Genomic DNA, 11,272 nt, shown 5'->3' on the forward strand with positions numbered 1-11,272 from the left:
ATCTATATAAGTTGAAATAATCACTCCAACTTATATAACATCATGAGAGGGGATTTTCCAGGCTATGGCCGAACCGAAGTCCAAGAAAGAACAAAATTTATTGAACCGCACATTGCTTCAACAGGGAACATACACGAATGATCCAATTGATCTGAATAACTGTGATAAAGAACCGATTCATATCCCCGGCTTTATTCAACCTCATGGTGTGCTTTTGGCCATCAATACCAGTCATACGCCAACCATCGTTCAGTGTAGCCAAAATACGGAGGATCATCTGGGTATTGCCTATGAGGATGTTCTGGGCATGCCTTTGGAAAATCTGATCGGAGAGGAAGCTGTACGCAAACTGTTGGGTAGTAGCTTCAATGCAGCTGTAACCTCTGATTTGCATTACATGGATCTGACCATTAACGTATCCGGTGAAGACCGGATATTCTCTTCTGTTCTTCATGAAAGCGAAGGGCTGCTTATTCTGGAGATCGAGCCTTTCTATGAAAAAGAAAACATGGAGACCACTGACTTTGAATGGATATCCCGATTCTTCGGTCGGATCAAAAGTACAGACAGTCGCGTGGAAGCAAGTCAGATTGCGGCTGAACAGGTGAAGGAAATGCTCGGTTATGACCGAGTGATGATTTATGAGTTTGACGAGCAATGGAACGGGAAAGTTATTGCTGAAGCGCGTGAGCAGGAACTAGAACCATTCCTGGGACATCACTATCCGGCCTCGGATATTCCAAAACAGGCTCGGGAATTGTACCTTCGCAATTGGTTGCGGACCATTGTGAATGTCAATTATAAACCCGTGGAGATTGTGCCTACGCTCCAACCGCTCACAGGCAAACCGCTGAATTTGAGTCTGTCGGTCCTGCGTAGCGTGTCTCCTCTTCACATCGAATATTTGCATAATATGGGTGTGGGTGCGACGGTTACGATCTCGCTTATTCATAACAATCAACTGTGGGGACTCATTACCTGTCATCATTATTCGGCCAGATATGTCCCCCATCGCGTACGGAATCTGTGCAATTTCCTGGGGGCGTTCTTCTCGAATGAATTATTCCAGCGTCAGCAGTTGGATGATTATCAATCGGAGATACAGTCTCGTGAAGCTGCTTCACGGATTGCCAACATTTTCATTGGAAACACAAGTCCTGCCCGAGTCCTTGAGGAATTACAGGGAGAAGAAGAGACGGTATTGAACCTGATGGATGCTGCCGGAGCAGCGATCTGTTACCAGGACAAGCTGTTGTTGTATGGAGAAACTCCGAACAGTGGACAGATTCGTGAACTGGCAGGTTGGCTTGCAGGAAAGGCTGAGGATTACAGCTATCATACGTCGAAACTGAGTTTAGAGTATGAGACGTCCAAAGCTTATCAGGATAAGGCTTCCGGGGTTATTTATGTTGCCATTTCGCCTGGACAGCATAACTATATGATCTGGTTCCGACCGGAGGTCGTTCAGGTTGTCGAATGGGCGGGTGATCCAGCCAAGGCGGTGCTTAAAACGGATGACGGCATGCGGCTGTCCCCTCGTAAATCATTTGAGAAATGGCGTGAGGTTGTAAAATCGACTTCCTATCCATGGACAACGAAAGAGCTGAGTGTATTACCTTTACTCAAAACCATTGTACGGCGCCAGACAGAGAATCAGTTGGTTCAGGCCGAAGAACAGGCGCTTCAGAATGCTCGTATTTTGCGACAAAATGAACAGCGTTATTTGCAGTTGATGGATTACTCGCCTGTGGCATTCTTTACTTTGACTGACGGTCAGATCATCTACTGTAACACGAAGGCTGCTGAGTTGCTCGGGTTCGAGAGTTCCAAAAACCTGACAGGCAAGGACTTCAGAGAATTTGTACCTGACAAAACGAGAGTCACGTTGCAACAGAATTTTGAAGAATTACAACACAATAACACAAGTTTGATTACCAGCCAGTCGTATTTTACTACAGCTGCAGGTACTTCATTGTTGCTTGAAATTACACTTGCTTCTGTTACGCATGCGGGCAAGCCATCTGTAATGGTACTACTGCACAGTGGAGCGTCCCACCATGAACAGGACAGCTACTCGGAAACGACGAGCCAGCTTCAAAATTATCTGAACACAGATCCGTTAACAGATATGCCGATTCAAGCGGTGTTCAGGTCACAGCTTCAGGATGACTGGGATGACTGTTTACAGGAAAAATGTAGTCTGGGACTGCTCATTATAGATATTGATGATTTCCGATCATATAATGCAGCTTATGGCCTTCAGGGAGGCGACCTTTGTCTACAATGGATCGGTGAGGTGCTTACGGTCGTTAGCGAACAGCATAATGCCTTGATCTCTCGTCTTCGCGGAGGTACATTCATGCTAAAATTGAAGAGCACAACGTCTGATTATGCAGTTAAACTGGCAGAAGAGATTAGACAGCACGTTCTGGCTCTACAGATTCAAAGGGAATCATCCGGTCCGAGTGGAGTCGTCACTGTTAGTGTCGGTGGTGCAGTACTGGTACCAGATGAGCATTCCAATGCATCCGATCTGATTGAAAAAGCCAGTCGAGCGCTGGTTCAAGCGAAAAGTGAAGGGAAGAATCGGGCAATTGTCGTGTAATTACGCCTGTGCAACGATCATTTTGACCAAGATATCATCAATTTGTGAAGAAGTTAAAAATACATGATGAAAAGAGGGCAGAAATGCCCTCTTTTTTGTGCCCAAGAATGTCTTAATTTCGTCACCGCAGACACAGGACAAGTGTTATAATGATCCCTATGGATACACTTGTTCGTATTCTGTCTTGGAGGAGGGTGAGATAACGTTCTATGAAAGACAATTCAAGACAATTGGAATTTATGGAAATAGATCTGAGCGAAGAACTTGAAACAGCAGCTGTTCCGGTTCCTGATCGTTCAACCATTGTGCAGTCTGCACATGATACGATGCAACATCGTGGAGGCATATTGTCCTCGGAGAAACGTTTTGTAGAGGAAGCAAAGCAGTGGGCAGAGATGGTGGTGAATGTATCCCCGTGGGTTCCCTTCATGAGTTACTGGCCAACGTATGGCGTGATGAACGAAGCCCAGCGCAAGTGGTATTTGTATTGGAGGAAGGAAGTTCGTCAGGGGAGTTACCCGGATACCGATCTGTCCTATCTATTTGTTCATATCTACGAGTTAATTAACGGCATTGGCTGGCAGAATCCTGAAGATGGTTATGATCAATTAAAGCAGCTATGGGTGAACTACCGTGAACGGCTGCCCCAATTAAATATATATATGCAAGAGTGGATGGTCGATTATGTGCTGGTCCATCAGATGGAGATGTCTTTATCCGAGGTCATGGGTCTTTCGGGCGGATATTTGCCAGCAGAGATGCTGGATATGGAGTTGCAACGTATTTTACAGGAAAAGGTATCGGATATCTCGCTGAATGTGCTGCAAAGGTATTATGATTACGATATTACACTTAGCAAGTTCTACAGAGATGGCGGCAAAGAGGTGATGGAGCAGTACATCCCACGCGTCATGGCCTTGGTTGATTCGTACCTGGAACGTACGCGACAAGTTGGACTACTGTCTGAGTTTCAACCCAACGATGAACGCACGGTGGAGCGCATCCTGTTTCGCAAAGCAGTCTATGATGATTCGATCTATGGAAGATCGGTATCGTTCAGATATATACCCATAGGTGAGCAGGCTGATTTTGTGCAGATGGTTACGCGGATCTACCGATGTACTGAAAATAAACTTCGTGAACTGCTCGGATTCAGAGGCCGATTGCGAGGACAGACGCTTGAACCCGAACTTGCGAATTTGATTGAACGTTACTTGGACAAAGCATATGCGACCGAGCAGGCTGAGGCTGTGGAGCAACCGATGATTCGGATTGATACAGAGAAATTGGCATCATTACAGCAGGAAAGTGAGTACGTGCGATTGGCGCTTACAATTGAGGATGATCACTCATCTGAAGTGAAGGATGAAGAGGATAACAACGCAAAAGTTGCAAGTAATTTAGTAGATGCGCTAGAAGCAAGGAATGAGATCACTCCAACTGAAGGTTCCATAGAGTCGGAGCCATGCGCAGTAGAGATTGCAACAGGAGCGTCAGCAGAATCAATTGCGTTGCTGTGGGACGAGTCTGCTGAGGCTGATCTGGATGAAGAATGGCTGCTTTTTGCCAAGGAACTATCCCCTCAGCAGGTACAAACGATTCATGTTCTGCTTGGTGATAATCCTGATACGGAGCTGATGCGTCTGGCTGAGCAATATGGAACGATGCCTACGCTTCTGCTTGATGAACTTAATGATGTGGCTATGGAAACGATCGGTGATCTTCTGATCGATGGTGACCGGATTGTTCCTTATTATATAGAAGTGTTCGAACATGTGAAGAGGTGATACGCAGTGACAGAACTTAAAATACCGAAGCGGCTAACCACCGCACTTGTTAATTCGTTGACGGCGGGTGTTGTCCCGCGAATTGGATTGGAGCAGATTGCTGTCGGCCGGAAACCGGAAGTGGAAGCCATCTTACGGGATATGGACAATATTGCCGAGGGAGGGGCAGCGTTTAAACTCATTACCGGCCGTTACGGTAGCGGTAAAAGCTTTCTTTTGCAGATGATTCGCAACTATGCGATGGATCGTGATTTCGTTGTGGCAGATGCTGATCTTTCACCAGAGCGACGATTGGTGGGAACCAAGGGGCAGGGACTTGCGACATATCGCGAACTGATGACTCGTCTGTCTACACGTACACGTCCGGATGGGGGAGCGTTGGAGCCGATTTTGCAAAAATGGATCGCCGGACTGCAACAATCCACGATGCAGAGTCAGAACCTGCGCCCCGATGATCCCGCTCTGCCGCTTGAGGTAGAAAAACAGATTTATGCGGTGACGGGGGAGATGCAGAATCTGGTTCACGGCTTTGATTTTGCCAAAGTACTGGCGTCCTACTGGAATGGGTACAAGCTGGCTGATGATGATCGCAAACAGGCGGCACTTCGCTGGCTTCGAGGAGAATTTGCAACCAAAACGGAAGCGAAAAAAGAACTGGCTGTTGGGGTCATAATTGACGATGACAACTGGTACGACTACTTCAAGTTGTGGTCTGAATTCACAGCGCGCATTGGTTACAAAGGATTGTTGCTGTTTATTGATGAAGCGGTGAATCTGTATAAAATTACAAATAGCGTTTCCCGTCAAAGCAACTATGAGAAATTGCTGACCATGTTCAATGATACGATGCAGGGCAAGGCGGAGCACCTGGGCATATTTGTGGGCGGTACGCCGCAATTTGTGGAGGATGAACGACGCGGACTATACAGCTATGAAGCGCTTCGCTCTAGGCTTATTGATGGTCGTTATGCAACCAAAGCGTACGCGAATTATACAGGCCCAATCTTGAAACTGGCGATGTTATCGCATGAAGAGATTCTGATTCTGCTCCAGAAGCTACGGCAGATTCATTCCTTACATTTTGGATACAGTGCAAGTCTGACGGATGAACAATTGGTTGATTTTATGCAAACGGCTGTGAACCGACTGGGTGCTGATGAATTGCTGACCACGCGTGAAGTGGTGCGCGACTTTATGGATGTACTGCACACGCTCCACCAGAATCCCGAAGTGACGTATACTCAATTACTTGGTGAGCGGGCTGCTAAACCTCAGGAAACGGGTAAAGGGGCAGATGCTTCCGCAAATGCGGATGATCTGGACGATTTTCTGGCGGAGTTTGAATTATGAGTGATAATCCGTTCTATCGGCTGGCGCCGTTTGTTCAGGAATTTATTTATAAAAAAAGATGGGAATCGCTTCGGCCTGCACAGATTGAGGCCTGCAATATCTGTTTTCATACTCCACATCATATGCTGATTGCGGCAGGTACGGCCTCTGGTAAAACGGAGGCGGCTTTTTTTCCTGCATTAACCGAGCTATATGAACGGCCTTCTAAATCAGTTGGGATTTTGTATATTGGACCTCTGAAAGCTCTGATTAATGACCAATTTGAGCGTCTTAAGGATCTGTTATCTGAAGGAAATATTCCGGTTTGGCATTGGCACGGGGACGTACCTCAGGCCGAGAAAACAAAACTGATGAAGAATCCGTCCGGTGTGCTTCAGATTACGCCAGAATCGCTGGAAGGTCTGCTCATGAATCGACCGAATGCGATTCCGGCGCTGTTTCACGATCTGCGTTATATCATCATCGATGAGGTACATGCCTTTATGGGAGCGGATCGGGGGATTCAAGTACTCAGCGAGCTTGCCAGAATCGAGCGTATGGCTGGCTGTACACCGCGAAGAGTGGGCTTATCCGCTACACTTAGTGACTATGATGCGGCTACATCCTGGCTTGCTGCTGGAACGCAGCAGGGTGTCGATGTGGTCTCTTCCCCGGGTGGTCGCAAGCTGCGATTGCGAGTGGAACATTTCTCTTTTCCTGATGCACAGGATGAAGAGCAGGCGGAGCAGCTTCATAACGCACGCAAAGCGTACTACGACTTCATCTATGAGAGCACGCATCGAAAAAAAGCGTTGATCTTCACCAACAGCCGTACCGATGCAGAAGTCACCACTCTTGAGATGCGGCGGGTCGCGGCTCGCAGGCAAGAGCGTGATGTATTCCATGTGCATCATGGAAGCATCTCGGCCATGCTGAGGGAGGAAACGGAAGCTGCCCTGCGTACTGGATCGGGGCCAGCAGTTGCTGCCGCAACCGTCACGCTTGAACTGGGAATTGACCTGGGCGAGCTGGAACGTGTGGTTCAGTTGGGTGCACCGTATAGTGCGTCTAGCTTTGTACAGCGTCTGGGACGTTCGGGGAGACGAGAGGACATGGCATCGGAGATGCTTTTTGTATGTCCGGAGGAAGAGGATGAGGAAGCACAATTGCCGGCACGCATGCCGTGGACGTTGATGCGTGCGATTGCTGTTATTGAACTCTATGTAAAAACAAAATGGGTCGAGCCGCTTGAAGCCCGCAAAATGCCCATAGGTGTGCTCTACCATCAGACGATGAGCATGTTGAAAAGCATGGGGGAGGCGGAGCCGAGAGATCTTGCAGAAGCTATCCTTTCGCTGGCTCCATTTTCGTTGATTAGACCTGATCAATATCAGGTATTCCTGAATTACCTCATTGAGACGGATCATCTGCAATGGACAGAGGAGCGAACGTTGATCATTGGTCTGACTGGTGAGAAAATCGTGAATAATTATCGCTTCTACGCAGTGTTTAAGGACGATGAGGAACATAAGGTGCTGAACGGCTCCGAAGAGATTGGATCGATTACAACCGTACCCCCTCCTGGCTATTGCTTCTCGCTCGCAGGCAAACTGTGGAAAGTGGAAGAGGTCGATCACAAACACAAGGCTGTGTATGTGAAGTCCGCGAAAGGTAAAGTAGATACGTTATGGCTTGGCGCGGGAGGAGATATTCATACGTCGGTGGTACAAAAAATGCGTGAAGTGTTGTCTGACTCGACCATCTATCCCTACCTGTCACCACAAGCCGTCAATCGACTTGAACGGGCACGCCGCTTAGCTCGTGAAAGTGGACTGTTGAAGCAGGTCGTGATTCCGGCAGGGGGAGATTCAATGTACGTTCTTCCTTGGGTGGGAAGTAAATCGTTCCGTACATTGGAGCGTTTGATGAAGCATAATCTATCCAAGAAACTTGCCTTGCGTTCGGTAGTGCCCATGGAGCCATATTATTTTGTGGTGTCAGGCAAGGTAGATGAACGAACATTGTTAGCCGAGATTATGAGTGAGTGTCGAACGGCTGAAGACGCATCTGCGTTACTGGCTGAAGATGAAGCACCTTATCTGGGCAAGTATGATGAATTTGTCGCACCACCTTTGATTCGTGAGGCTTTTGCGGTGGATGGACTGGATCTGGATGGATTGAAGGAAGGTTTACAGCAAACATTAGAGTGGGATTCCTCGAGTAGCAAACGAACATGACGTTTTTACGTAATAAAATTTTTATACGGAATAGGGTTGACACCATCTCACCTCCCATGTAATATATGAAAAGTCGTCACACACGAATTACATCAAATTGCATATATCATTTCGTATAACCTCGCAGGCCGAAAGTGTACACAGGGCGAGGGTCTCTACGGGAAGCCTATACTTCCTAACTACGATGCCAAGGAACCGATTTATTCCTTGCTCGTAGTTAGGATTTTTTGCATTTAGATGGTGTCTGTGACCTTGGCATGAACCAAACATGCGGACGTACTTTTTTGATCATCAGGAGGTTTATTCACAAATGAAATATTATCTGTCCGTTCTCGCAGGAGCGATGAGCTATGGCATATTATCCACGATTGTGGTTCTGGCGTACGGCGAAGGATACAAACTTGGAGAGGTTGTGGGAACACAGCTGATTACGGGTTTTCTCTTATCCTGGATGCTGGCGCTCTACACACGGTTTAGAACCAAACGCAAGTCACAGGCAGACGGCAAAGCATCAGGAGCCGTGGCACAGGTATTCAAGCGGTTGACGTGGAAACAACGTCTGCTATTGATGGCTGCTGGAACACCAACGGTAATTACAGGGCTCGTGTATTATCAGTCTTTACGTTATATCCCGGCATCACTTGCCATTATCCTGTTATTCCAGTTCACATGGATTAGTGTATTGATTCAGGCGATAAGCAAACGTCAACGTCCTGACAAAGTCACGTTCCTGACCTTGATCATTTTGTTCGGCGGAACTTTGCTGGCAGCCGGTTTCCTGGAACAGGGACTGGGTGAGTTCAACGGTCTGGGTATTGCACTTGGACTAATGGCAGCCGTAAGTTATTCCCTGTTTGTATTGTTCAGCGGCAAAGCAGTTCCTTCAGCGCATCCAGCTTTCCGTAGTGCGTGGATGGTTACAGGCGGATTGATCCTGCTGTGCATTTTGTTCCCACCGACATTCCTCTTTAACGGATTGATCTGGAGTCAGTTGCTTGTATTTGGATTGCTGCTCGGATTCTTCGGTGCTTTCATTCCACCTGTATTGTTCGCTATCGGCGTTCCACATATTGGTGGTGACATGGCCGGAATCCTGGGTGCTGTAGAGCTTCCAATTGCAGTTCTGTTATCCTCTATCGTGCTCCATGAGCATGTCAGTGGATTGCAATGGTTTGGGGTTATCATTGTGCTCATTGGTGTAGCCCTGCCAGAGTTGTATAAATTACGTATGAGACGAAGTCGAAGCACACCGATATATTCCTGAGTTATACCAAAAGGAATATGGGGAAGCCTGAACGGGAATAACCGTAAAAAAGCCTGAGAAATCAGGCTTTTTTTAATGAAATATTCTAGATAAATTGAACTAAACATTTACACGAAACGGAGAGGACAGAAATAACCTGAAGAAGCGAAGCTAAAAGCTTTCTGAAAGAAAGCTGCATCGGAAGCATATACTGCGCCTTTATTCCCGGATTTTACCCCTTGAAAATGGAAATCAAAAAATCTGGGGATAACAGCGATCGGAAGGTTGTTCTGTCATCGGAGTGTCCAGTGTAAATATTCTTTAGTTCAATTTATATTGCTCAACACAATAGCCCAGAGGGGTCATTTTCATTGTCCTGCGAATCAGGTATGCTTAAAGAATACATCCGTCTGTGGATTAATTATTGATGGGACATCGAATGAGGAGTGTTTATATGAAAAGCTGGTTTGGAAAAACATGGCCTTGGTTGACGCTGGGTCTGACCGTTGTTGTACTGCTTGGATCATTTTTGGTTTATTTTATGGGCAAAGACGTATCCCCGGGATCGGGAAGTGCGGTAACAGCACAAGCCGAGACTCCGGAGGATTTGAAGGGATATGAAGTCATTGATGTGGACGTAAGCAACGATGGTTTTGGACCAGACGTTATCGAGGTGAAGGCTGGCGTACCGACCAAAATCAATTTTATTCTGACCCGGTCGGTGACACATGTCAAATCAGTCGGATCACAAAAGCTTGGCATGGATCTATATATGAAAAAGGGACCCAATTATTATACGGTCGACAAGGATCTGCCCAAGGGAGAGTACGAGATTCACTGCGGCATGTATATGATATATGCAACGATTAAGGTCGTATAAGCAGAAGGAGCATAGTTTCGGGTCACCGAGCTTTGCTCCTTTTTTTGGTGCGTGATATCATGGAAAAGTGGGTAAAATCGATCAGGAGGTGGCGAAATGAAAGCGCTATTTATTGGAGGGACAGGCACCATCAGTACGGCCATTACGGAGATGCTTGCACAGCAAGGCTGTGAGCTTTATTTGATTAATCGGGGTAATCGTAATAACGATTTGCCTGCAGAAGTCAACGTACTTCAAGCGGATATTAATGACGAAGCACGTGTAGCGGAACTGATTGCTGATCTGGAATTCGATGTTGTGGCAGATTTTATCGCTTTTGTACCGTCTCAATTGGAGAGAGATTACCGTTTATTTAAGGATAAAACGAAGCAGTTTATTTTTATAAGTTCAGCATCAGCGTATCAGACTCCCCTGGCTGATTACCGGATCACGGAAGGGACGCCATTATCGAATCCATACTGGGAGTATTCGCGCAACAAGATTGCGTGTGAAGACTATCTGATGAAACAATATCGTGAGCAAGGATTCCCAGTGACCATCGTGCGTCCAAGCCATACGTATGGGAACCAATCCGTACCTCTCGGTGTTCATGGTGCACAAGGCAGCTGGCAGGTTCTTAAGCGCATACGTGAAGGTAAACCTGTTATCATCCATGGAGACGGCACATCACTGTGGACCATTACGCACAATACTGATTTTGCCAAAGGGTTTATTGGGCTTATGGGAAATATCCATGCCATTGGTGAATCGGTACATATCACCTCAGATGAATCCGTCACGTGGAATCAAATTCATGAGATTATTGCCAGCGTGATGGGCGTTAAGCTTCATGCGGTACATGTACCCTCCGAGTTCTTGGCAGCATGCAGTGACCAGGATCTGCGCGGCGGTTTGCTAGGGGACAAAGCCAATACCGTTGTGTTCGATAACAGTAAACTGAAACGGCTTGTTCCGGAATTTGTAGCAACGACAAGAGCTGATCAGGGCATTCGAAGTACGATTGAGCACATTCTGGCGCATCCTGAATTACAGACCGAAGATCCGGAATTTGATGTATGGTGTGACAAGGTTATAGGCGCATTGGATGAGGCGTTATTGAAGATCAGAGATGAGAAGTAAGAAGAAAGGCGTTCATCATCAACTGTTTACATTCATGAGCTGAATCGTTATAATCAAGAAAAAAATGACACT

The 11,272-nt window shown here is 46.8% G+C and carries 7 protein-coding genes and 1 riboswitch; all 7 genes read left to right on the top strand.

From position 1 onward, the window contains the following. Positions 1-64 precede the first annotated feature (64 nt). Positions 65-2,605 carry a diguanylate cyclase domain-containing protein gene (locus PAHA3_RS07385; protein ID WP_062834139.1) on the top strand — a complete coding sequence of 847 codons (2,541 nt, stop codon included), beginning with the start codon at positions 65-67 and terminating at the stop codon, positions 2,603-2,605. A 209-nt stretch (positions 2,606-2,814) separates the two neighbouring features. Beyond that, positions 2,815-4,392, top strand: coding sequence for a TerB N-terminal domain-containing protein (locus PAHA3_RS07390; protein WP_062834140.1), 1,578 nt, complete (start codon positions 2,815-2,817; stop codon positions 4,390-4,392). 6 nt (positions 4,393-4,398) lie between these two features. After that, positions 4,399-5,742 (top strand): ATP-binding protein, encoded by a 1,344-nt coding sequence (locus PAHA3_RS07395; protein WP_062834141.1) that lies wholly within the window; start codon positions 4,399-4,401, stop codon positions 5,740-5,742. Beyond that, a complete protein-coding gene (locus PAHA3_RS07400) occupies positions 5,739-7,958 on the top strand; it encodes a DEAD/DEAH box helicase (RefSeq protein WP_062834142.1) in 2,220 nt (739 codons plus the stop codon). The genes PAHA3_RS07395 and PAHA3_RS07400 overlap by 4 nt, the downstream gene beginning before the upstream one ends. A gap of 91 nt (positions 7,959-8,049) precedes the next feature. Continuing rightward, a riboswitch (purine riboswitch) is annotated at positions 8,050-8,160 on the top strand. Positions 8,161-8,268: 108 nt separating this feature from the next. After that, entirely contained in the window at positions 8,269-9,222 is a 954-nt protein-coding gene (locus tag PAHA3_RS07405; protein WP_062834143.1) for an EamA family transporter, read from the top strand. Positions 9,223-9,655: 433 nt separating this feature from the next. Next, the gene (locus PAHA3_RS07410) at positions 9,656-10,081 is read left to right on the top strand and encodes a cupredoxin domain-containing protein (protein WP_062834144.1); all 426 of its coding nucleotides are present in this window, start codon (positions 9,656-9,658) and stop codon (positions 10,079-10,081) included. Between the two features lie 96 nt (positions 10,082-10,177). Next, complete coding sequence (locus PAHA3_RS07415) at positions 10,178-11,200, top strand: SDR family oxidoreductase (RefSeq protein ID WP_062834145.1); 1,023 nt, start codon at positions 10,178-10,180, stop codon at positions 11,198-11,200. The last annotated feature ends 72 nt before the right edge of the window (positions 11,201-11,272 follow it).

Origin of the sequence: Paenibacillus amylolyticus (assembly GCF_001570725.1) — a bacterium.
Taxonomy (GTDB): domain Bacteria; phylum Bacillota; class Bacilli; order Paenibacillales; family Paenibacillaceae; genus Paenibacillus; species Paenibacillus amylolyticus_A.